The organism is Sinorhizobium sp. CB7 (assembly GCF_041357635.1).
Lineage (GTDB): Bacteria > Pseudomonadota > Alphaproteobacteria > Rhizobiales > Rhizobiaceae > Rhizobium.
In genome coordinates, this window is sequence record NZ_JAULLL010000001.1 from 524340 (window position 1) to 546642 (window position 22303).

The following is a 22303-nucleotide window of genomic DNA, read 5'->3' on the forward strand; positions in this document are numbered from 1 at the left end:
ACCGCGCTATCCGGGAAGCACGGTGTGAACCCAGTCAGCCCAAGCGATTAGACTCATGTCGTCGTCGAATTTTCCGATGAGCTGCAAGCCTAGCGGCAATCCCAAAGGTCCAAGTCCAAAAGGCACGTTCACGCAGGGGACGCCGAGTAATGTCCATGAACGATTGAAGACAGAGTCACCCGTTCCAGCAGTCGCAAGAGGGGCCTCGCCGGGCGCACTCGGGGTCAGCAGGAAATCGTAATTCTGCATGTTCTGTGCGAACGCCCGCCGGCAGGATTTCGCCAGATGACGAACAGCGTCGTATTCCTCACGGCCAACACCCCAGCCATCTTCAAGTCGAGCCTTGAGTGCATCGCTCAGGAGATCGGGGAAATTATCCATCTCCCAAGCCAGCGCTCTGGCGGACTCAAACCCCATAATCGATTTGTGCCGATCGGAAAGGTCTTCAGACCCTGCAGGCATTGCGAAGACCGTGATTGCAGCGCCGGCGCGAGCCAGCCTCTCGCAAGCTAATTCGAGGTTGGCTTGAGTAGTGTCAGCCGCCGTTTTCCAATGTTCATCCTGAACAATGCCGATTCGGGGTCTTCGATCGGGTGCCATTGGAACAGAGTTTCGACCCGAAAGGACGGTCAGGACGAGTGCCAAATCCTCCGGCGTCCGGCTGAATATACCGATGGTGTCGAGGGACTCCGCCAGAAATTTCAATCCCGCTCTATTGATGCTACCGAAGGTCGGCTTGATCGCGAACACACCGCAGTAAGCGGCGGGGCGAATTGTTGATCCGGCAGTTTGCGTACCAAGAGCCACCGGAACCATGAAATCCGCCACAGCTGCAGCAGAGCCACTCGATGATCCACCCGGTGAAAAACGGACGTCGTGAGGATTGCGGGTCGCTGCCGGATAAACATTTGCGAACTCCGTAGTCACCGTCTTTCCGGGAACAAGCGCGCCGGCGCGCTTGAGAAGCGCGACACTCGCCGCATCTGTCTTGGGCCGATGCGATGAATAGATTGGGGAATTGTAGCTAGTGGGTTGGTCGGCGGTGTCGATGACATCCTTTACGCCAATCGGGACTCCGGACAGCGGATCGGAAGTTGGCATCCGGTCCCTTTGCTCAGCTAGCTCGACCGCCTGTGCCCGATCTATGAAAGACCATGCCTTGATTGCATCTTCGCGCTCGGCAATCCGGTCGAGGCATGCTTCAATGACCTCGCGCGCAGAAATCTCCCCACGCGCCGTACGACGGGCAATTTCAGACGCCGTCAGCTTGTTGAGTTCGGTTGGCATACTCAGGCTCACTTCGCGGGCGGAGGCACGATGCTCATGAAGTGCGAAGCGACCTGACCTGGCGTCGCCAACCAGATATCACTTCGGTGGGAGGCGATATGCGCGAATGCGCGGCGCAAGGCACGCAAACGGAACGGCTGTCCAATGATGAACGGATGTAGCACCAAGGTATAGACAAGCGGCCACTTTCTAGACTGCAGCAGCATCTCGTCGAACTGGTCGATCATCATCCGCTCGAATGCCATCGCACTTTCCTGACGAAAGACCAGCGTTGGCGAGTCGTTCAACTCGATGGAGTAGGGGACCGAAAGCAAAGGCCCAGATCTGGTATGCATCCAGAACGGCTGATCGTCGGCGGCCCAATCAAGCGTGTAGCTGTAGCCGGCCTCTTTGAGCAGATCGAGGGTTACCGGACTTTGGGCCAGATAGGGACCGAGCCAGCCACCGGGTTGCTTACCGGTATGCTTCCGTATCGCTTCCGTGGCCTCTGCGATAAGGCTAGCCTCCCCGGCTTCATCCAGGGCGTCCTGACGCTCCGCATTCGTGCGACCGTGCCCGATAAACTCGTCGCCTCTTATCTTTATGCGATCCGTGATTTGGGAGCATTCTTCGAACAGCAGCGAGTTGATATTGTGAGAGGCCGAAAAGCCGAACTCCTCAAGGAGGTCAAACAGATACCACTGGCCAACACGGTTGCCATAATCACGCCATGCGTAGTTTCTCGTCGTCTGGGGGGCAGTAGTCGATGCGCTATCGCTTCCTAACCCGCTCAGGAAGCTGAAGACTTCAATATTGTTGCATATGCAGACTGCGAGTCGCTTGTCACCCGGCCATGTAAAGAGGGGCCGCTCCGGAAGGGGCACATAATCATAGCGACCATGCTTTTTGAGACTGACAAGCGACACGTCATTCCTCCTATATTTGCGAGCCGGTAAGTCGGCGGGGTACAACTTGAACTATATTCATGCGTCGCCATCCTCGTTCGAACGACGCGCGATGGGGCCGATGTTTGGTTCGAAGGTCGACGAGGGTCCAATACATTTTATGTACTTACTAATATCATTGTGATATGGCGCATGCATGGAACTGAAGCATTTGCGCTATTTCATCGCGGTCGCCGAGGAGCTGCATTTCACGAAGGCGGCAAACCGCTTGAATATGAGTCAACCTCCTCTCAGCCAGATCATTAACCGCCTGGAAGAAAACCTGGGCTTCAAGTTATTTGAGCGAACCAAGCGCAGGGTCACTCTGACGGACGCCGGCAAGATATTGCTGCAGGAGAGCCGGGCGATCCTGGCGCGCGCGGATTTTGCGGTGGAGAACGCCGCGCGTGCTGCCCGTGGTGACGTTGGTCACTTGAAGGTCGCCTTCATTCCTTGGGCCGACTTTACGAGCAAGTTCTCGGATCTTTTTCGAAAATTCGGAGAAGAGCATCCTGATGTCACAGTCGATTTCCATTCGACGCCAGTGGCCGCTGCCTCAGCGGCCCTCATCGAGGGGAGGGTCGACGTCGCCATTCTGTCGACGCCTCCGAACCCGCCGCCGAGCCTAAATGGGCAGCTGTTGCTGTCGGACCAAATTGTCGTGGCGCTTCCTGAACATCACAGCCTTGCGCGCAGGAAGCTTATCCCGCTCAAATTGCTGGAGCATGAGCCGCAGATTGTCGTTGCTCCGGATCGTATCGGGTCCTTTTACGAGGTGGTATATACTCTCTGTCAGCGCGCCGGGTTCACCCTGAAGCCAAGACACGTCATTGATCATCCGCAGACGACGCTTGCATTGGTATCAGCCGGGGTGGGTGTGTCGCTTGTCCCGTCATCCTACCAGAATATCCATAGACCCGGCATCATTTATAGGCCTATTGAACCGACCTTGAATGTCAGTCTCATTGCAGCCTGGAAGCGGGAAGAAAGTTCTCCGGTCGTGAAGGCGTTCCTCGATGTACTGCATCATTTTCCCGCGGAAGAGGGCGATCCAACATAGCGTCTAAGCGCATCAGCCCCGACGAGCCGTTGGCCATCGTTAATATCGAAACCATCTTAGTTGCCCCCAAAAATGTATTAGACAAGTCTCAATCGCCGTTGTCTGATCGATACAGGCGATCGATTGTGGGAAGTGCACCTGAACACAGTCGTCACGCTCAATGACAACGAAAGTAATCGCGCTTTGCGATCCAAGTGAGTGGGACTTCAAGATGACTCATAAACCGCTAATCGTCGCAATCGGTGGAACGCTCCGGCCGGGATCCAGTACCGAACGTGCTTTGCAAATATGTCTCGATGAGGCGGAGAAGGCCGGGGCCAGAACGGAACTATTGAAAGGCGTCGACCTTACCTTACCGCCATATAATCCGGAGGATCCGGTACGCTCACCCCAAGCAATGCGGCTGGTGCAGCTTATCCGCGAGTGCGATGGCTTGATAATCGGCTCGCCTGGTTATCACGGTTCCATTTCCGGAATGATAAAGAATGCCCTCGACTATACAGAGGACCTTCGGTCTGACGATAGGGTGTACCTGGACAGCAGGGCCGTCGGATGCGTCGCGTGCGGCGCCGGCTGGCAATCCATCGGCTCCACGCTCGCCGCGCTCAGATCGATTGTTCATGCCCTTCGCGGCTGGCCGACCCCGCTCGGCGCAGGGATTAATACGGCAGTCAAGACCTTCGATCCGGACGGACGTTGCCTTGACCCCGCGGTTGAAAACCAATTGAGGTTGGTCGGGCAACAGGTGGTTCGGTTTGTCGAGGCCTTCGGATCTATCCGTAAAATCGACGTTGCTGCATAGCGCTTCTCGACCGGGAAAACTCCTCAGGCATGGATCTTAAGCACCTTCGCTATTTTATTGCTGTGGCTGAAGAGCTCCATTTTGCAAGGGCGGCGGCTCGCTTGAACATGAGCCAGCCTCCATTGAGCCAAATGATCAATCGTCTTGAAGACTCGTTGGGCTTTAAGCTTTTCGAGCGGACAAAGCGAAAGGTGGTTCTGACTGAGGCTGGCAAGGTATTGCTACAGCACAGCCGCTCTATTATCGCGCGCGCGGATTTCGCGGTCCAGAATGCTGAGCGAACCGCGCGCGGCGATGTTGGGCACCTACGGGTGGCCTTCATTCCATGGGCCGATTTTACGCCGCTCTTCTCCGACGTATTTCGCCGGTTCGGAGAACGTCATCCTGAAGTCGTCGTTGATTTCCATTCAATGCCTGCCTTGGCAGCTGTAACGGCATTGGAGGAGCATCGCATTGATATCGCATTTCTCTCCACTCCTCCCGAACCCCCAGAAGGTCTGAGCACGCAATCCGTCCTTTCGGACAGCATTGTTTTAGCGTTACCGGAAAAGCATCCAATGGCAGAGAGGGACGCAATTTCACTGAGGCTGTTGGCCAGCGAACCGCAGATTGTCGTCGCTGCTGACCGAATTGGTTCCTATTATCAAATGATTGAGGCCGCCTGTAATCAGGCTGGTTTCAATCTCCAGGCCAAGCACATAATAGATCATCCGCAAACCACGCTAGCTCTGGTTTCTGCTGGGGTCGGGGTCTCACTTGTTCCCGCGTCCTATGAAAATGTGAGACGTCCCGGGATAATCTACAGGCCACTTGAGACCTCCATCACCGTTAGATTGGTCGCGGCCTGGAATCCGGAAGATAATTCCCGAGTCGTCGCCGCATTTCTCGGCATTCTGCGCGATATTGCAGGCTGATAAATACCTTTCCGGTATTTATCGAATTGCGCTTGGGAGGACGGGAAATTGTCCTCTCGACCGTGCTGGCCCCGTTTCGCCCATTCTGAGGCGCGGGCCGCCTTCACTTCCCAAAATAACGCGGTTCATCGTTATTAGCATAGGCTGTGCGTCGACGCCGACGGCATCTCATATCCGCTGCGCCCCTTGTTTGACATCCTAGTATATACGCCTGGAGCCGCCCGTATTTAATATCATCTTCGTCTTAGCGGACGCTAAAAATGTATTAGACAAAGATCAGGTCGTGTTGTTCGATGCCCCCATAAACCAAGAAGACCAGGGAACAATTTTATGAACTCACGAATGGGAATCTCCCACATTTCCGCTACTGTTCTGGCCATCACAACGGCGCTTACGTCAGCAAGTGTCGCAAAGGCCGCAGACGACGTCACGGTACGCCTTAACTGGTTCGCCGCCGGTTACACCGCCCCTTTTTACGTCGGTGTTGAAAAAGGCTGGTACAAAGACGCCGATTTGAACGTTACCGTCCAGGAGGGACAGGGATCAGGCCCCACCGCAGCGCAGGTTGCTGCAGGCCGAACGACCTTCGGTTTTGTCAGTGCTGACGCGCTCGTACGTGTCGCCTCGCAAGGTGCTCCTGTGAAGATGGTAGCGTCGCTGGCCCAAACCGAGGGCGATTGCGTGCTGGTCAAGGAAGCGTCCGGAATCAAGACGCCAAATGATCTCGAAGGCAGGAGGTACGGTTCTACCGCGGCGAGCTCGATCGGACGGCTCCTTCCGGCATACCTCAAGGCGGCGAATGTCGACGACTTGGTCGTGCAGCGTGTTTCCGTCGATGCCGCAAATCTCTATGCGGGTTTCATCGGCGGCCAGTATGAGGGGATGGAAGCGCTCTCCTACGATGAACCACCTCGTTTTGAGGCTCAGGGGATCAAAGTAGATTGTCTGGCTTATGCGGACAAAGGCATTCATCTCATTGGTCCGGGGATAGTGACCAACCTCGATATGATCAAGGACAAGCCCGATGTCGTCAGGCGCTTCGTCGATGTCACCTTGCGATCCTATGCATATTCTTACGAACATCCGGAAGAAGCGGCTGAGATCGCAAAGAAGCTCGCCGGCAAAGCGGTGGAAGACACCAAGATATCGACCGAGCAGCTCAAGATCTTTGCGCAGCTGAAGCCCAAACTGGCCGGATTTGCCAAGGCCGAAGACTGGCAATCAACCGTTACGTTGCTTGGACAGTATCTCGGCGTCAGTGCGCCGGACGTAGACACCCTGTACACCAACGAGTTCCTGCCGAAGTAATCGGCAGGAACCATCGCAAACTCTAGGTAAACACCGCCGGCAAGAATGCGGCTTTGCCGCAGCTGGTTCCTCCCTTGGTAACGATATGTCTGATCCCAAATTCCTCTCCATCGAAGGGGTGAACAAGAAGTACGCAACACGCGACGGCGAAGTTGTTGTGGCTCTTGATGATCTCTCCATAGATGCTCGCCACGGCGAATTTATTTCCATTGTCGGACCTTCCGGATGCGGCAAAAGCACATTGATGATGATGGTCGCGGGTCTCGCGAAGCCGACCTCGGGGCAGATCACCGTCGACGGGGTCGAAGTCACCAAACCGCAAACTCAGCTCGGGATTGTCTTCCAGGAGGCAAATCTCCTGGAGTGGCGGACAATTCTGCAGAATCTGATGCTGCAGGCAGAGATCCGGGGCTTGGACCGCAATCGTTACACGGAGCGTGCCAAGGAGCTTCTCGATCGAGTCGGTCTTGGTGCTTTCGCAAACCGTATGCCATTCGAACTTTCCGGCGGCATGCAGCAAAGGGCCTCGATTTGCCGCGCCGTGTTGCATGATCCGCCGCTCCTCCTGATGGACGAGCCCTTTGGTGCGCTTGATGCGATGACGCGCGACGATCTCAATCTCGAGCTGCAAGATATCTGGATGAGTTCGCCGAAGACGGTCCTCTTCGTCACGCACAGCATAAGTGAAGCTGTCTTTCTATCGGATCGCGTAATCGTCATGTCTCCTCGTCCGGGACGGGTTGCAGCGCAACTCGATATCAATCTCCCGAGACCCCGTGACCTAAGCATTCGCGAGACCCCGGAATTCGGCAGATATACGAGCAAGATCCGCGACATCTTCACTTCGCTCGGCGTCATGCGCGATCGCCCAAGCAGGACAGAACAGAAGGTGCGGAACTGATGAGCAACGCAGTGGTCAATCTCAACGAACGCCTCGGCAAGAAGCCTGAGCCGGTGAAGGTCGAAATAACGCGGAAACGGTGGCGCTTTCCGGTAAAGTACCTCTATCCGGTGCTAACAGTTATCGTCCTGTTGTGCCTCTGGGAGGCTGTGGTCGTTGCTGCGAATGTGGGGACTTGGTTTCTGCCGCGACCGTCTGCAGTCATCATCGCGTGTTTCGAGCAGGCTGCAATGCTGCTTCCCGCGGCCTTGGTGACGACGCAGGAGATCGTTGCCGGTTTCGCGCTCAGCATCGTCGTCGGCTTGGCTATAGCGATGATTATTGTCTCGAACCGGGTCGTCGAGGAAAGCTTCTATCCGCTTCTGGTCGCCACCCAGGTTATTCCGAAGATTGCCATTGCACCGATCTTGACCATCTGGTTTGGCTACGGCCTTGCGCCCAAGGTCATGGTCACGTTCCTGATCGCATTCTTTCCGATCGTCGTAGACGCGATCATCGGATTCAAATCGGTTCCGATCGCAAAAGTTCAGCTTGCACAGACGATGGGGGCGGCGAGCTGGCAGATTTTCAAGAATATCAGACTGCCGAGTGCGCTTCCCAGCATTATGGGCGGTGTCAAAATCGCCTCCACCTTCGCTGTTGTCGGCGCGGTCGTCGGTGAATTCATCGGCTCAGACGATGGATTGGGACGCGTAATCCTCGTGGCCAACGGCAATTTCGATACCGTCCTGGTCTTCGCCGCCATTACCTACCTGACCATTATCGGTGTGGCGCTCTTCCTCATCGTCGAAGCGGCCGAGCGGTTCCTTATTCCATGGCACGTATCGCGTCGTGCCGATCATTCAACTGCAAAAGTCTAAAGGGTAAGGTCAATGAATATTCGACCAACCACCAACTGGATCGCCCAACTGCTCGAGAGAGACGTAAAGCTTTCCCCCCGGCAATCTCCTGATGAAATACCGGCAGCACGAGAGCTTTGGGATCTTTCTCACCTGAATCAGGACCTACCCGAGCTTGCCCAGGTCCACGAACGTGTCGTTCTGCGAACGCGGGAACAAACCGATCTTACGGCCGAGATCTATGTACCGCACGGACAAGGCCCGTTTCCGGTGCTTCTCTATATCCACGGCGGAAGCTGGTGCCTTTGGAGCGCCGCTCACGTCAGAAAACTCACGATGCAGATTGCCGCGGCGGGTTTCGTCGTTGTCAATCTGGACTACGGATTGGCTCCTGAACATCGTTTTCCGTGGGCGCTTGAAGACTCGATTTTTGCGGCCCATTGGGCGATGGCAAATGTCGGCCAATATAATGGCCTGTCCAACGGACTTCTGATCGGGGGAGATTCCGCCGGCGCCAATCTAGCCGCGGCCGCCGTGGTCGCTTTGGCCGAGCAATCGATAAAGCCTGGCTATCCGTATGATGCTCAGGCGGTGAAAATCGCTGGTGCGCTACTGCTTTATGGAATTTTCGATTTTCCGTTGTTGTTTTCCGAGCCCGGCCGTAATGCTGGTTCGGGGACTATAGAGACGACCTGGAACCTCGCATATCTCGGCCCGAACTTCGTCGGCGTCCACCGCAATCCTCTCGTGAGTCCCGCCTATTGGGCCGGGATCAGCGCCTTTCCTCCGAGCTATCTGAGCTGCGGCGCTCGTGATGCGCTTCTCCCGCAAACGATCAGAATGACGAGCGTTCTGACCGCAGCCGAAGTTCCGACCACTGCATCGATTGTCGGCGAAGCGGATCACGGATTCCTCATGCTGACTGGCAAAGCCGAGGCAGCAACGCGCGAACTGAACAATATTACACGCTGGCTGGTCGAGACGGCGAATTCTCAGCTGGCTCGGTACTAATCACCGTAGCAGGCGACAAACCACAAAATTCTGGCAATAGGAGAGGAAAGATGCGGTTCGCACTTATCCAAGAGGGTGATTTTCCGCCCGATAGCGACACTTCCAAGCGCTATGGCGAGATGGTCAAGGAAGCGGTCTTCGCAGAAAAGATGGGCTTCGACACATACTGCCTGTCCGAGCAGCATTTTCTTAAAGAGACCTGCACGGTATCTGCGCCGGAGGTCTTCTTTCCGTATGTTGCTGCCCAAACCGAGCGTCTGCGGTTTCGTACCACGTCGGCGGTGCTCCTGTCGTTCAATCACCCGATCCGCGTGGCTGAGCGACTGACAACACTCGACGTTCTTTCCGACGGAAGGGCCGAGCTGGGAACTGCCCGATCCAACAACCTGAACACGCTTGAAGGTTTTGGGGTGTCGCCCGATGTGTCGCGAGCTCAGTGGGCGGAGTCGATCGATATCATTCTGCGTGCACTCACTCAGGACACCTTCGAGTACGATGGCACGTTCTGGAAGGTACCACCGCGGACCCTATCTCCCAAGGCGATCCAGACACCACATCCCCCTGTCTATGTCTCGGCTACAAGCTTTGAGACGCATACAAACGCCGGAGAGCGTGGCATTGGGGTCATGACCGGCAATAGTATTCTGGGATGGGAATATGCACAAAAGTGCATCGATGCGTATCGGGACGGCCTGACGCGAGCAAAGCCCGCCTCCGGATCGTACGTCAACGACCAGGTGAGCTTCTTTGTGGCCGTTGCCCATTGCTCCGACACTATGTCGAAAGCGATCAACGAGGCTGCACGGGTGAGCAAGACATTCATCGATCTCGTCATATGGCTTTACAGTCGCCTCGGCTCGAGCTCTCCCGATTATGCCTACCTTAGCGCGATCAAAACGATCGAGGCGCGAAAGGAAGATCTTGAGTACGTCTTGAATTCAGCCCCATATTTTATGGTGGGGACCCCGGACTATCTGATTGAGCGGTTCCGCCGGTTGGAAGAGATGGGCGTCGATGAAGTCATGCTCCGCATCGATGGAATGGGTCACGAGACCAACCTTCAAGCCATCGAGGCGTTCGGAACGAAGGTCATTCCGCACTTTCAGAAGACGCGTGCCAGATCGAAAACGGATGGAGCAGCCTGATGGACGTCCAGGGTTATGGTTGGGCCGGCCGTGTCGGCCTGATCGTTCCACCGGCGAACACGACCATTGAGCCGGAGATAGTTGCCGCACTTCCCGCGGGTGTCTCCTTACATGCGACCCGCCTGCCGGGCCGCGTTGTCAGCGATACAAGCATTGGCCTCCGCGAGCGCTTTATTGGCTATAACGCAAGCTTGGCGCAGACAGCCGATTCATTCGGCGGCGCGGATCTGTCTGCCCTTTGCTTCGGTGTCACGGGCTCCTGTTATCTTGTCGGTCATAAAGGCGAGGAAGCCCTGTTAAGGGATTTGCGCGCCGGTGGCGTTCAGAATGTCGTGACTGCCGCCCGTGCACTCGGCGAGCTAATAAACAAGATCGGTGCGCGACGTATAGCACTGGTCGTCCCATATCCCGATTGGCTGACAGAGCTGGCAATCCGTTATTGGAACGAGATCGATTTGGACGTGGTTCAGGTCGAAGCCTTAAGCAATGTTGTTTCGATCTATTCGGTCGATACGCAAAACGTCGTGACAACCTCCGAAAAAATCCGAGGCTCAAATGCGGAAATTGTTGTCCTGAGCGGCACGGGGGTCGCAACTTTGCCGGCGATCGAGAGGCTCGCTAGCTCGATGAATATTCCAGTGATCTCGTCAAATCTGAGCCTGGCGTGGTGGAGCATCGATAGACTCCGAAAGGATCACCCTGTTTCGGTCAGTCATCCCGCATTGCTGGCATTGGAGCGCTGGATCAAATCACAAGAAGGCTTGGCCGACAGCACGAGAACGAAGTGGGACATGTTGAATGACTTCCGATAATTCCGACGGAGAGCTGGTTTCACACCGCCTAAAGGTTCTTCATGAATTCGCCGACGCCTATAATCGGCACGACGTTGATGCGATCATGGAATTCATGACCGAGGATTGCTCGTTCATTTCCTATTTCGGCCCCGAACCCTTCGGTGAGCGGTTTGAAGGCGCCGAAATGGTCCGCCGGCGCGTCGTCTCCTTCTTGCAGGATGTCCCGGATGCCCGTTGGGAGAATGCCCGTCACTTCGTCAGTGGAGATCGCGGCGTCTCTCAATGGACGTACTCCGGCACGCGTAACGGGACCAAAGAAAAAGTAACGCGAGAAGGCTGTGACCTCTTCACATTTCGCGGCGACAGAATTCTCGTTAAGGATACTTATCAGAAGATCTTGCAGCCGCCGGCGGTCCGTCGTGAGATTCGGGTTCCTTCAATCCACAAGCCTCTTGGACGCTATGCGCACGCCGTCAGACATAAGGATATGGTCTTCATCTCCGGTTGCGGGCCATTCGATGCAGCTGGAGAGCTGGTTGGCGCAGGAGATATCGTCGCGCAGACAACACAAACGCTTCAGAACGTAAAATCGATCCTCGAGGCGGCCGGGCTAAGTTTCGCGAATGTCTTGAAGGAAACGATATTCCTGACTGATATCGGTGAGGGCGTTGCCACCCGAATGGTGCGGGAACAGTTCTATGGTTCAGTCTTGCCTGCCGCAACGTTGCTCGAAATTAGCCGTTGCGTGCATCCAGATATGAAAATTGAGATTGAAGTGATAGCCGGTGCCTAACCGAGCTCGAAATAAGTCGAGGTTATTACAATGAAGCGTGTTCCAATTGCGTTCGGTGGCGTGGATTACCTGGACCGGACGGCTGCGTTGCAAACAGGGCTGGTCTCGCCAGCCGGCGTCGATCTAAACTATATCGTCGTGCCTGGCATCGGCGATCTGTTCCGGCGTGTTGCTCAGCATGCGGAGTTCGACGCATCGGAATTTTCCGCTTCATCCTACTTCATGATGCTTGGCAAGGGTGACCGACGGTTCGTCGCAATCCCCGTCTTTCCCTCGAGGAGCTTCCGTCATAGCCAAGTCTACATCAACACCAAAGCGGGAATAACAAAGCCCGAGGATCTCGCGGGGAGGAACATCGGCATCTTGGACTATCAGATGACCGCTGCGCTTTGGATTCGAGCATTTCTGCAGCATGACCATGGGGTCGCGCCAAAGGACGTTACGTGGTGGACCGGCGGGCTCTACACCCCGGATTTTGCCGAACGTATGCCGATGTCCTTGCCTCCGGGCGTCGAACTGAGGCGAATCCCCGAGCACGAAACCCTGGAGGGTATGCTCAGTTCCGGCAAGCTTGATGCGCTCGTCACCGTTGAACCACCGAGGCCTTTCCTCGCTGGCTCGCCAGAGGTGGCGCGGCTCTTTCCAGACTACCGACGAGTGGAGGCGGACTACTTCAAACGTACCGGTTTCTTCCCGATCATGCATCTGGTGGTAATTCGCCGTGACGTTTACGAGGCAAATCGGTGGGTGGCCGTCTCTTTGCTTCAGGCGTTCGAAGCCGCAAAGCAATATGCCAAGAAAAGGATGCACTATCAGGGTGCCTACGCTGTCGGGCTTCCTTGGCTCAACGCTGAAATGGAGGAAGTGGACACGCTCTTCGGTGGCGATGCCTTCCCCTATGGCGTTACACGAAACCGCGCAATCCTTGAACAAATGACCGTGTACGCTCATGAGCAAGGGTTCACTCCACGCAAACTCGACGTTGAGGAGCTGTTTGCGCCCGAGACCTACCAGGATGACGTCCCCGGCTGATTTGTCCGGAGACAAGATGCCTCAGGCTTGCGCGCTTCCAGAGCGCGCGTTGGCCACATACAAATAGCGGACGATTGGGATGCCAACTCTATGTTACATGCCACGCACATGTGCGATCGGCATTCATATCATTCTTGAGGAAATCGGTAAGCCGTATGACCTGAAGCTTGTTGATCTGCGCAAGCATGCTCATCTTGACGAAGAGTATATTGCTATAAATCCGAAGTCCAAAGTACCCGCTCTCATCCGGGACGACGGAAGTGTTCTGACAGAATTCCCAGCAATTGCGACATGGTTGGCCTTAATGGCGCCCGAGCGCAATCTCTTGCCTCAGGATCCTGAAAAGCTTGCTAGAGCACTTGAGATGGTCGACTACGTCGTCGCTACCCTTCACATGCAAGGTTGGAGTCGCCATTGGCGGCCCCAGCATCATAGCAGCATCGAAAGCGAGCATCCGGCGATACAGGCAAAAGGTCGCGACATAATCCAGAAAGGCCTGGCGTTGCTCGACGGGCGGCTTGAAACAAGCGATTGGCTTATAGGGGCCTTCTCAATTGCAGATTGCGCCTTATTCTATATCGAATACTGGTCCGCGGATGTAGCGAAATGGTCGCTGCCTACGAATATCGCCGTCCATTACTCAAGGATGAAGCAGAGAGCATCCGTCCAGCGGATGGCTTCAGCTGAGGGTATTGCCGAATTATCCCTACAATCGAACTGACCCAACAGCCTGCGGCACTACTAGTCATTAGGCCGTTCGAATATTGCGTTGCCGCATCAATCACGCGACGGAGAACGGAGTTGTGACCAAGACTATGCCAGCATGCTAACGGGATTAAACATCTAAAGCCTGTCGCGTGAAAAGAGATTCATGCGACAGGCTTTAGCTCATTGTTTTTCATGCATGTCGTTGCCGCAAAACCGCTGCACACTTGCGCGACATGCGTTAACGACGTGAGCCCGTTACGAAAATCGATCCCGATTTTCGTAGTTATGCGCCAGCAAGCAAGAAAGGCCGCCCGCAGGCGGCAAGTCGGGAAAATCAACGGATATTCTTCGGCAGTTTGTCCTTGTAGGCAAGTGCCGCCGCCGCCGGCATGCTGCTCCATCCCTGGAGCAGTGAGCCGCGGCCCCAAGGCGGCGAGAAATATTCGACGGCGCCCATCCAGCCTTGCTCGAGGCAGGTCTGCCACCAACGCAGCAGTGGATAGCCGGCACCGTCCAGACCGTAGGCCAGGCGTTGCTCCGCATAGAGACCGGAGAGATAAGGCCAGTCCGATCCGTTGTGGTAGCGATAGGCGAAATAGGACTTTTCGCGTGTGTCCTTCGGGCGCTTGAACGGCGGGAAAGCGCAAAGCACGCCCCAATCGCCATAGGGCTGATCGGCATTGTTGCGGCTTTCCAGGATCTTCTGGACCTTTGCGAGCACCTCCCTTGCCCTCTCGGGCGAAACGGCGCGAAACCGCAGAAGCGTCAGGCTGTCCAAGGTCAAATGATCCTCGACGAAGTCTCTCTTGGTTCCGTAGTCGGCATAGATGCCGCTTGGCTGCAACAGCGCCTCGTCCAGCGATGCCCTTGCCTTCTCTGCGACCGCGGTCGCTCTCGATGCGATCGCCTGATCGACTGCCGCGCCATGCTCTGCGATAACGTCGAGCGCGCCGATCCAAAGGCCGATGTCGTAGGCGACATAGCCGTGACGATAGACATTGTCCGCCCAGTCGCGATCGTTGCGCGGCTTTACCGGCAAGCCGTTTCCAGCCTCGTCAAATCCGCAATAGCGGTTGAAAATCGTCACGACCTTGTCCCAGTAGAGGGACAGGGGCGTTTGGTCCCCGGTTTTGCGAATATAGTCGCCGATCGTCAGGATGAAGAAGAGCGGACTGTCGAAATGATCGCTCCACCAATCGCCGGGGCGCAGGTGTTCGATCTTGATCCTCGGATGCGACTGGCGCACCTTTTCCCACTCCTCGGCCTGCGCAGGACCCGTGAGAATTACGCCGCTCGGCGCTTCACCATCCGGCTGGATGCCGCGGGCAAGAAGATCGATCTGAGCACGCACCGCGTCCGGCTCGCGGTCGAGCAGCGCCTGGAGCGTCCAATAGCCATCACGATAATAGGTGCGTGCAGGCGCGCTATAGGCTTGGCCTGCGGCAAGGCCAGCAAAGGCGCCATGCTCGTCCCGTCTGATACTGGAAAACGCCGCATGCAGGCTCTGCGAAATCATGCTGCGCATCAGCGGCTCTGCCTGCGGCATCGCATCGCAGCGCGCCACATAGCCATGCGCTTCTTCGATCACCTTCGCCGGATCGACAGTGAAGGCCCGCTGTGCCTCGTCCAGCGTCGCACCGGCCGTCACAAGGATCCCGTCCGGCCTCTGCTCCACGATTACGACGCCCCATTCGGTTCGGGCGATCCGACGATTGCCCTGCCGCTCGACCGGCTTGCGTTTTGCGACGCTGCCCCACCACGCGCAACGCTGGGACGGCACGAGTGTGCGAAGCTTTGCGCCCTTCAGAAACAATGCAGGCGCGGATTGCGCGACGTAGAGGCCACCGCCTTCGGCCTCGATGCGGTTCGGGGCATAGATGAAGGGAGCGCCCCATCCGGCAAAAGAAAGATTTGCGAGCTTGCCCGCACCCCAGAGCGAAAGCTCGAGCCTGCCTTCCGGGCGGCAATCGCCTTGCAGGCGTGGGGCCATGAAGGGCAGCAGCACTGGCGTTTCCGAACGAAGTTGCCCGTCGGGAAGCGGTATCAGAACCAGCGGCTTCGGTGGAGTCATATCGGAAGTGGTCATCTGGGGCATGGTCATCTGGCGGCCTCCCGCTGTGCGCATTCTTCAAGGCTTGCAAGGCCATCCAGGCCCAGCATGAGGGCGCCGAGCATACCCGCTTGCGGACCGATTCCGGTCGCTGCGATCTTAACGTCGAAGGGCAGCAGGCCGGCCATATGCCGCATGACGGCGTCGACAAATTCCTCACGCGAGCCGATACCGCCGCCGAGCACGATCAGGGCTGGGTCGAAGAGCGCCTGGACGGACGCTATGCCGACGGAAGCGGATTTTGCCAGTGTTTCGATGACGGCCGCGGCCTCGGGATCGCCGGCCGCCGCACGCGCGAAGATTTCGCTGACAGGCAAAGTACCGTCCTTGTAGAGACGACGGACGGCAGGGGAATCGACCTGATCTTCAAAAAGACCGGCGCGGGCCTTCGGCGCGGCCCGATGCGGATCGGCACCGAGCGGCAACAAGCCAAGCTCGCCCGCCCGGCCATGATGCCCTCGGAAAATAGTTCCGCCGAGAACAAGCCCCATGCCGACACCGGTTCCGAAGGCAATGAACGCCAACGAATCGCTGTTCTGGCCTTTGCCGAGGGTCGCCTCCGCAAAGGCTGCGAGGTTGACATCGTTTTCAATCACGACAGGGCAGGGCAGATTTTCAGCAAGGAGGGCGGCGAGCGGCTGATCCGCAGGAATCGCCAGGTGCGGCGAGAGGGAGGCAAGCCCGGTCGAAGGCGAAACGGCACTCGGTATCCCGACGACGGCCTTGCGCAGAGGGCCACGGTCGCGATGCTGATCCAGCAGGGAAAGAATCATGCGCGGAATCTGTTTCAGAACCGGCGCGCCGGGATCGTGCTCCGTAGGTTCTTCAATTGTCGCAAGAACTTGCCCCTGAAGATCGGCTATGCCCGCAAGAACCTTGGTGCCACCGAGATCCACACCGGCAACGAGGCCCTTGACCATAATCGCCCCGTCTGCTCGGTGGCTGCGATTTGCCCCTCGCAAGCTTGACGCAATGGTTGAAATATTTGACAAAAGCAATCCTTTGCGATATTTGTTCGGCAGGTTGACGAATTTATTATTGCTGCGTCTGCAAGCTGTCAACAAGCAGTTTGAATTCGGCGGGCTTTCATGAAAAAAGCAGAGACACCAGTGTGCAGCGAGAAGATGAATCCGGCGGGATAGCTCGAATATGGCCTTAACCGAAAACGCGCCTCCCGTATTGCGGCAGATCTCTGTTCGCGCCGTCATGGATGTCCTGCTTCACGCGGGGCCAACCTCTCGGGCGGAGCTTTCCAAGATAACCGGCCTTTCCAAGCAAACGATGTCCGAAGTCATCCGGACACTCGAGGAGGGCGGCTGGGTTCGGGAGAAGGGTATCACCAGCGGCCGCATCGGCCGGACGGCCATTACCTATGAGGTGAACGGCAATGCCGGCCACGCCGTCGGTATCGATATGGGGGCGACGACAACGCGTATTGCGGTTGTCAACATCGTCGGAAGCATCATCGGCGAGATCGAATATCCCTCCGACCGGCGAGGCGGCTATCATCTGATCGATCAGCTCGAAACCGCGCTTTCCAGGATGCTTGCCGATATGGGCATCGCCAAAGAACTCGTGCTCGTGGCGGCGATTGCGACCCCGGGCGTGGTGGATCCGGTCACGGGAGCGCTGTCCATGGCGCCGAATCTGGCTGACATCGGCGGCATCGACATCGGCAGGACGCTCAGCGAACGGCTCGGCTGTCCCGTCGTCCTGGAAAACGATGTGAATGCCGCGGTCATCGGCGAATCCTGGCGGGGATGCGCCGTTGCGATAGACACAGTGGCCTTCATCTCACTCGGCACGGGTATCGGCCTGGGTGTTCTCCAGGACGGCAAGCTGATGCGTGGCGCAAGCGGTGCGGCGGGTGAGATCTCGTATATGCCCTTCGGCGCCGATCCCTATGCCGAAGACAGCCTCGAGCGCGGCGCTTTGGAATGCGCGATAGCCGCGCAGGGGATCAGCGATCTCTATGCTCGTTCGGGCGGCGCAAGGAATACGTCCGTACGCGACATCCTGGCTCTTGCGGAGAAGAATGATCCGGTTGCAATCGACGTTATCGGCAAGGTGGCCGACATTGCTGCGCTGCTCGTCGTCTCGGTCAATGCAATCGTCGATCCGAAAATCGTCGTGCTTGGGGGCAGTATCGGCCGCCATCCTTTGGTCGTCGACGGCATCCGCCGCGGGATTGCAAAGGCGAGCCGCCGCGCGATCGATGTCCAGGCGAGCGCTCTCGGCAACCGCGCCACGGTGACAGGCGTCCTCGCCATTGGGCTGAACCACGTTCACAACCTGCTTTTCTCTCCCCAGACCCTGCCGGAGCAGCGGCGCCTCCCGCCGCCGCCGCGCTGACCTTTTCAAGCAGTGGCCCGTCTCGAAATGCCGCGGCCGCGGTACCAATCCGGCACCGCGAGAAGAAGATGTGCGGCGACACGAAACCATGCAGCTCCCCGATGATTTTCCCATTCAATCCAAAAGAGTGAAGCGGTCACTGCCAAGCACAGTTAAATGGAACAGATAGAAGACTGCCCCCGAAAAATGGTCGGTTGCTGCGCTCTCCCTGAACCGCTGTCGTAGAAATTTACGTTCGTCATCTTGACGAACTAATTACTTGCACGCAAACTGCACGGCATCTGAGGAGCGGTGCACGTGCCAATGACGTGTGCCGATGGGATCCCTTGCGGGTAACTGCAGTTGAAGGACAGGTGTATGGCTGGTCTCAAGTTGAACGACGTCAGGAAGAGCTTCGGCCATCACGCGATCCTTCATGGCATCGATCTCGAGGTGAACGAGGGCGAGTTCGTTGTTCTCGTCGGCCCGTCGGGTTGCGGCAAGTCCACCCTGCTTCGCCTGATCGCAGGCCTCGAGAGCGTGAGCTCCGGCCAAATCCTTATCGGCGACAACGATGTCACGACCGCATCTCCAGGGGAGCGCGGGATTGCAATGGTGTTTCAATCCTATGCGCTCTACCCGCATATGACGGTCGCCAGGAATCTTTCCTTCGGCCTCGAGAACCTGCCGATGAGCCGCGCCGAGATCGACGCGCGCGTCCTGGAAGCCGCGCGAATGCTGGCGATCGAGCCACTCCTCGAACGGCGTCCGAAACAGCTCTCCGGCGGTCAGCGCCAGCGTGTGGCGATCGGTCGAGCGATCGTCAGGAACCCGAAGCTTTTCCTGTTTGACGAGCCGCTGTCGAATCTCGACGCCGCGCTTCGCGTACAGACGCGCGGCGAAATCAGCCGCCTGCACAAGCGGCTCGGTGCGACCATGATCTATGTTACCCATGATCAGATCGAGGCCATGACGATGGCCGACCGGATTGTCGTCCTCAACGGGGGCCGCGTCGAACAGGTCGGCACGCCGCTGGAACTCTTCGAAACCCCTGCCAACAAGTTCGTCGCGGGTTTCATCGGCTCGCCGCAAATGAACTTCTTCGAGGGAACGTTGGCAGGCACGGGGCAGGGGAATGTTGCTGTCGACGTGCCAGGGTTCGGCCGCCTGAACATTGCGGCAGAGCTCGAAGGTGCCGCCACCGGTCAGGCGGTCATCCTGGGCGTGCGGCCGAGCCATTTCCAACTGGCCAAGGGTGACAGGGTAGGTGGGCAGCCAATCCGCTTCGACGTCGACTATGCCGAAAGCATCGGCACCGATACCTATATCTACGGCAAGGTCGAAGGCAGCGAGACCGCGACGATCGCTCACCTGCCCGATCATGTGGCGATCGCGGACCGGTCGACCCTAACCCTTGCGGTACAACCCGGACGCTTTCAGCTCTTCGACGCCGAAAGTGGCCGCTCTTTCGCGAAATTAGCGGAGGCAGCTCTTCCTTCGCGCCAGGCTGAAGAACAGATCGGCGGCATCGGTGCGAGCCACCTTGGCGCCTTTTAAGCGGCTGATGCCTTCACTGGATAAAGCAGTTTGCCATGACTGAAGACTGCGTCCCGTTCGTTCCTCGATCGGCTTGATGGAAGGCTTTGTCAGCGAACTAGGTTCTTTGCCATATAATTCTGGAAGACGACGGGCGCGAGCTATTCGCAGTCTATTCTTTTCAGTTCGCTGCTGAGTTCGCTGAGCTGCCATAGCAGCCCGGCAAAACTATCCGCATCTTCTTGCCTTAAGCGACTTGTCTGGCTGATTCTGGTCCAGATTTCTTGGATTTCTTCACATAGCGCTTGGGAGCGACTAAAAAGCGCAAGAATATCGCTACGGTTTTCCCACGTGACGATCGGTCCTGACAGAAAATCGTCCATTGGAAGCAATTCGTTTTCGCAATTCGGGCTGAGCATCTGCGTAAGTCTCCAAAATGACTTCTAGCGGCCACGATGCATCACGGGCCAAGGTGATCTCGCAAGACTACCGAGGATTTCGTGGCGACGAGGTGCAAGGCCAATTCGCAATCGTTATAAGCATTGCGCCATGTGACTAATAATTTGATCTCTAGTAGCTTTTTCGAATGTTGAAACGACATCGGCTTGACCTGGGCCTAGCGGTTGCGGCGTGCTCGTTTACTGAAATTGGAAGCATGGCGAAGGCTCTTCCGCCATGCTTCCAGGAAGACGAGCACCACTGGCTGGGGGCAGAGGCGATCGACGTTTCCGCCACGGGAAGATTGATATACCTCCCGCATAACCGGAATCGCAGGATCAAATAAATGGGAAATTTTCCCATTTGTCAATCTATGTCAGACGATCACGGCCGTTCGGGCCTTCCTCTGTTGGGCCTATTCGCTCCCGGCGGGGGACCCCTGGGCGGATCGCCCGGAGGCCCCCCATCCGGTCTGTCAGGCATGCCTCGATCACCTGGGAATCCAGGAGGTGGACCGCCGTTCCAATCATCGGGCGGGCCGCGGTCTGGCGAGCGCGGCGGCGGGCGATTTCCAGGCCTTTCAGTTCCGCTGCGCGGTTCGCCAAACCGGTTGGCCCCTCGAATGGAGAGGTCGACAAACATGTGCGCGTCCCTTCTGGGGACGCCTGTCATCCCGACGGTGGTCTGGATTCCCACCCCCAGTCGAACACGTGCGTTTTCTCGGCGGCCGTAGGTCTCGACATTGACCAGACCTCTGCGCAGCCCCGGCACCACATCTTCGGCTGCAACATCGGCTATGAAGGGACCATTGCGCGTCGATTTAACGCGAACGAGCACTTGTTTGCCGACGAAGCGAGCGTATCGGTCTTCCAATTGAAGACCGCCGATGAGCACCCGCCCTCGAACGCGCGATGGGACACCGCGCACATGGAAAACATTGCTCACCGCCCGACTTTCGATCCGACGTGCAACGATCGTGCCGTCAGGCTTGCGAATCCCGAAAACCGCAACCACCTGACCTTTTCGCAAGCCTGCCGGCCCCACTTCGCGCAGGTCGATCGACTGCGATAGAATAGTCATTTCGGACCGGTTCAGGCGATCGATTTTGCCCACGACTTCGCTGGTGATCGAAATCGACTGTGCTGCCTTTCCTTTCAGGAGGATACGCGCTATCTGCCCAACGCGCATCGCGCTTGCCTGCACGCGACGACCATCGATGAAAATTGGCGTCGTGTCGGTATAAGGCACGTGAACATCATTGACGATGACGCTTCCAAAACCCTGTATCGTACCGAAAATGCCGGTTCCGCCGATGCCATGGTCCTCTCCGCCGCCTTTGCCCACGCGACCGGAATGCCCCGTTCCGCCAATACCGTGATCGTGAGGAGACGAATTCCGTGCCAACGCGCCGGTCGCGGCTGTAAACTGGAACGCGGCGATTTGCAGCAGAAACTTCCGTCGAGACAGAGACGATGTCATCAAGGCGCCTCCTTATCGGGAGGCGAAGGCGGAACGGCATCCGTCTTTTCGTTCAACACATATATGCCGGCGATCCAGCGGCGGGCTCCCCCGGGATCTTCCTGCACGGCCTGATGTGCAATGCGATTGAGCTTGACCAGCATCGCCATTGCTTCTTGCCGGCTAAGCTCTTCCATCTTTGCTGCAAGCTCTTCCGATATCCCGTCATAATGCACCGCCCGCTCGAAATGCGGCGGAGGATCACTGAGTATGTTCATAACGGCGACAAAGGCATGGTCATGCAGATTTCGCGTAAAATAATGCCAGCGGGCGTCGTCGGACGACAGGGGAACGAAGCGGGAGACGTCGAAATGGACGAGATCATGCTCGTCAACTCTGACAATGCCCCTGTCTATCCAGTCGTCCAATACGGCGCGGGGATGAAAATCCCGTGTGACGTCGCTGACCAATCCTTCAAAAGAAGGCTCATCCTTTGCACTTCGGGGAAGCGGCCTCGGCTGTCCGTCCACATCGCTGTAGCGCTCGTCACCCAGCCAATGGGCAATGATGCGCCCGCTTTGCGACACACTTGCCGGCAGTGAAACCGCGGAAAGCGGCTGCCCGCGCAGTTTGCTTACATCTTTGCGATGAATACCGGTCAGGAGAGATAGGCGACTATCGGTCTGCTGCTTGTCGGAAAGCGCAAAATCCTTCTCTGCGACCTCGATAAACAGCCGCCGCACGATCGCCGAGAAGGCGGGAAAACTCAACCCGCTCGCGAGTGCCAGCTTAATGAGCGGCCTGAGGACGCGGATGAGTGTGGCCTGCAGCGCCTCTTGGGAGAAAGGTAGTTTCGGACGCTGTGTCGCCATCAATATTGCTCGGATGTCCCGGCCATCGTCATCGATAATAA

At 57.1% G+C, this 22303-nt stretch carries 21 protein-coding genes; 14 read left to right on the forward strand and 7 right to left on the reverse strand.

Features of this window, described 5'->3' with window-relative positions:
* Positions 1-6: 6 nt before the first annotated feature.
* Positions 7-1287 (reverse strand): amidase, encoded by a 1281-nt coding sequence (locus AAE029_RS02420; RefSeq protein ID WP_371071191.1) that lies wholly within the window; start codon positions 1285-1287, stop codon positions 7-9.
* 8 nt (positions 1288-1295) lie between these two features.
* Positions 1296-2192 carry a polysaccharide deacetylase family protein gene (locus AAE029_RS02425; RefSeq protein WP_371071192.1) on the reverse strand — a complete coding sequence of 299 codons (897 nt, stop codon included), beginning with the start codon at positions 2190-2192 and terminating at the stop codon, positions 1296-1298.
* 175 nt (positions 2193-2367) lie between these two features.
* Here AAE029_RS02425 and AAE029_RS02430 point away from each other — a divergent pair, with 175 nt between their 5' ends.
* From AAE029_RS02430 to AAE029_RS02485, 12 genes are all read left to right on the forward strand, one after another.
* Positions 2368-3270: a LysR substrate-binding domain-containing protein gene (locus AAE029_RS02430; protein ID WP_371071193.1), complete on the forward strand. Its 903-nt coding sequence runs from the start codon at positions 2368-2370 to the stop codon at positions 3268-3270.
* Between the two features lie 211 nt (positions 3271-3481).
* Positions 3482-4072: an NADPH-dependent FMN reductase gene (locus tag AAE029_RS02435; protein WP_371071194.1), complete on the forward strand. Its 591-nt coding sequence runs from the start codon at positions 3482-3484 to the stop codon at positions 4070-4072.
* 29 nt (positions 4073-4101) lie between these two features.
* A complete protein-coding gene (locus tag AAE029_RS02440; RefSeq protein WP_371071195.1) occupies positions 4102-4986 on the forward strand; it encodes a LysR substrate-binding domain-containing protein in 885 nt (294 codons plus the stop codon).
* Between the two features lie 330 nt (positions 4987-5316).
* Positions 5317-6294, forward strand: coding sequence for an ABC transporter substrate-binding protein (locus tag AAE029_RS02445; protein ID WP_371071196.1), 978 nt, complete (start codon positions 5317-5319; stop codon positions 6292-6294).
* Between the two features lie 85 nt (positions 6295-6379).
* Entirely contained in the window at positions 6380-7195 is an 816-nt protein-coding gene (locus AAE029_RS02450; RefSeq protein ID WP_371071197.1) for an ABC transporter ATP-binding protein, read from the forward strand.
* Complete coding sequence (locus tag AAE029_RS02455; protein WP_371071198.1) at positions 7195-8055, forward strand: ABC transporter permease; 861 nt, start codon at positions 7195-7197, stop codon at positions 8053-8055. The genes AAE029_RS02450 and AAE029_RS02455 overlap by 1 nt, the downstream gene beginning before the upstream one ends.
* Before the next feature lie 12 nt (positions 8056-8067).
* Complete coding sequence (locus tag AAE029_RS02460; RefSeq protein ID WP_371071199.1) at positions 8068-9045, forward strand: alpha/beta hydrolase; 978 nt, start codon at positions 8068-8070, stop codon at positions 9043-9045.
* A gap of 50 nt (positions 9046-9095) precedes the next feature.
* Complete coding sequence (locus AAE029_RS02465; protein ID WP_371071200.1) at positions 9096-10190, forward strand: LLM class flavin-dependent oxidoreductase; 1095 nt, start codon at positions 9096-9098, stop codon at positions 10188-10190.
* Positions 10190-11002, forward strand: a complete 813-nt coding sequence (locus tag AAE029_RS02470; RefSeq protein WP_371071201.1) for a hypothetical protein — start codon at positions 10190-10192, stop codon at positions 11000-11002. The genes AAE029_RS02465 and AAE029_RS02470 overlap by 1 nt, the downstream gene beginning before the upstream one ends.
* Positions 10989-11777, forward strand: a complete 789-nt coding sequence (locus AAE029_RS02475; protein WP_371071202.1) for a Rid family hydrolase — start codon at positions 10989-10991, stop codon at positions 11775-11777. The genes AAE029_RS02470 and AAE029_RS02475 overlap by 14 nt, the downstream gene beginning before the upstream one ends.
* Positions 11778-11807: 30 nt before the next feature.
* Positions 11808-12809 (forward strand): ABC transporter substrate-binding protein, encoded by a 1002-nt coding sequence (locus AAE029_RS02480; protein WP_371071203.1) that lies wholly within the window; start codon positions 11808-11810, stop codon positions 12807-12809.
* A 79-nt stretch (positions 12810-12888) separates the two neighbouring features.
* Entirely contained in the window at positions 12889-13530 is a 642-nt protein-coding gene (locus tag AAE029_RS02485) for a glutathione S-transferase family protein (RefSeq protein WP_371071204.1), read from the forward strand.
* Between the two features lie 321 nt (positions 13531-13851).
* Here AAE029_RS02485 and AAE029_RS02490 read toward each other — a convergent pair whose 3' ends face one another.
* Together AAE029_RS02490 and AAE029_RS02495 are read right to left on the reverse strand one after the other, a co-directional pair.
* Positions 13852-15612 (reverse strand): amylo-alpha-1,6-glucosidase, encoded by a 1761-nt coding sequence (locus tag AAE029_RS02490; protein ID WP_371071527.1) that lies wholly within the window; start codon positions 15610-15612, stop codon positions 13852-13854.
* A gap of 2 nt (positions 15613-15614) precedes the next feature.
* Entirely contained in the window at positions 15615-16547 is a 933-nt protein-coding gene (locus tag AAE029_RS02495) for an ROK family protein (RefSeq protein ID WP_371071205.1), read from the reverse strand.
* 229 nt (positions 16548-16776) lie between these two features.
* Between AAE029_RS02495 and AAE029_RS02500 the strand changes: the two genes are divergently transcribed.
* Positions 16777-17979 (forward strand): ROK family protein, encoded by a 1203-nt coding sequence (locus AAE029_RS02500; protein WP_371071206.1) that lies wholly within the window; start codon positions 16777-16779, stop codon positions 17977-17979.
* 357 nt (positions 17980-18336) lie between these two features.
* Positions 18337-19515 carry an ABC transporter ATP-binding protein gene (locus AAE029_RS02505; RefSeq protein ID WP_371071207.1) on the forward strand — a complete coding sequence of 393 codons (1179 nt, stop codon included), beginning with the start codon at positions 18337-18339 and terminating at the stop codon, positions 19513-19515.
* A gap of 140 nt (positions 19516-19655) precedes the next feature.
* On the opposite strand, the gene AAE029_RS02510 is transcribed toward AAE029_RS02505, so the two are convergent.
* The 3 genes from AAE029_RS02510 to AAE029_RS02520 form a co-directional block, all read right to left on the reverse strand.
* Positions 19656-19913: a hypothetical protein gene (locus AAE029_RS02510; RefSeq protein WP_371071208.1), complete on the reverse strand. Its 258-nt coding sequence runs from the start codon at positions 19911-19913 to the stop codon at positions 19656-19658.
* Positions 19914-20316: 403 nt separating this feature from the next.
* On the reverse strand, positions 20317-21411 hold the full coding sequence (locus AAE029_RS02515; RefSeq protein ID WP_371071209.1) for a DUF5666 domain-containing protein: 1095 nt from the start codon (positions 21409-21411) through the stop codon (positions 20317-20319).
* A complete protein-coding gene (locus AAE029_RS02520) occupies positions 21411-22262 on the reverse strand; it encodes a DUF6502 family protein (RefSeq protein ID WP_371071210.1) in 852 nt (283 codons plus the stop codon). Before AAE029_RS02520 ends, AAE029_RS02515 begins: the two co-directional genes overlap by 1 nt.
* Positions 22263-22303: the final 41 nt, after the last annotated feature.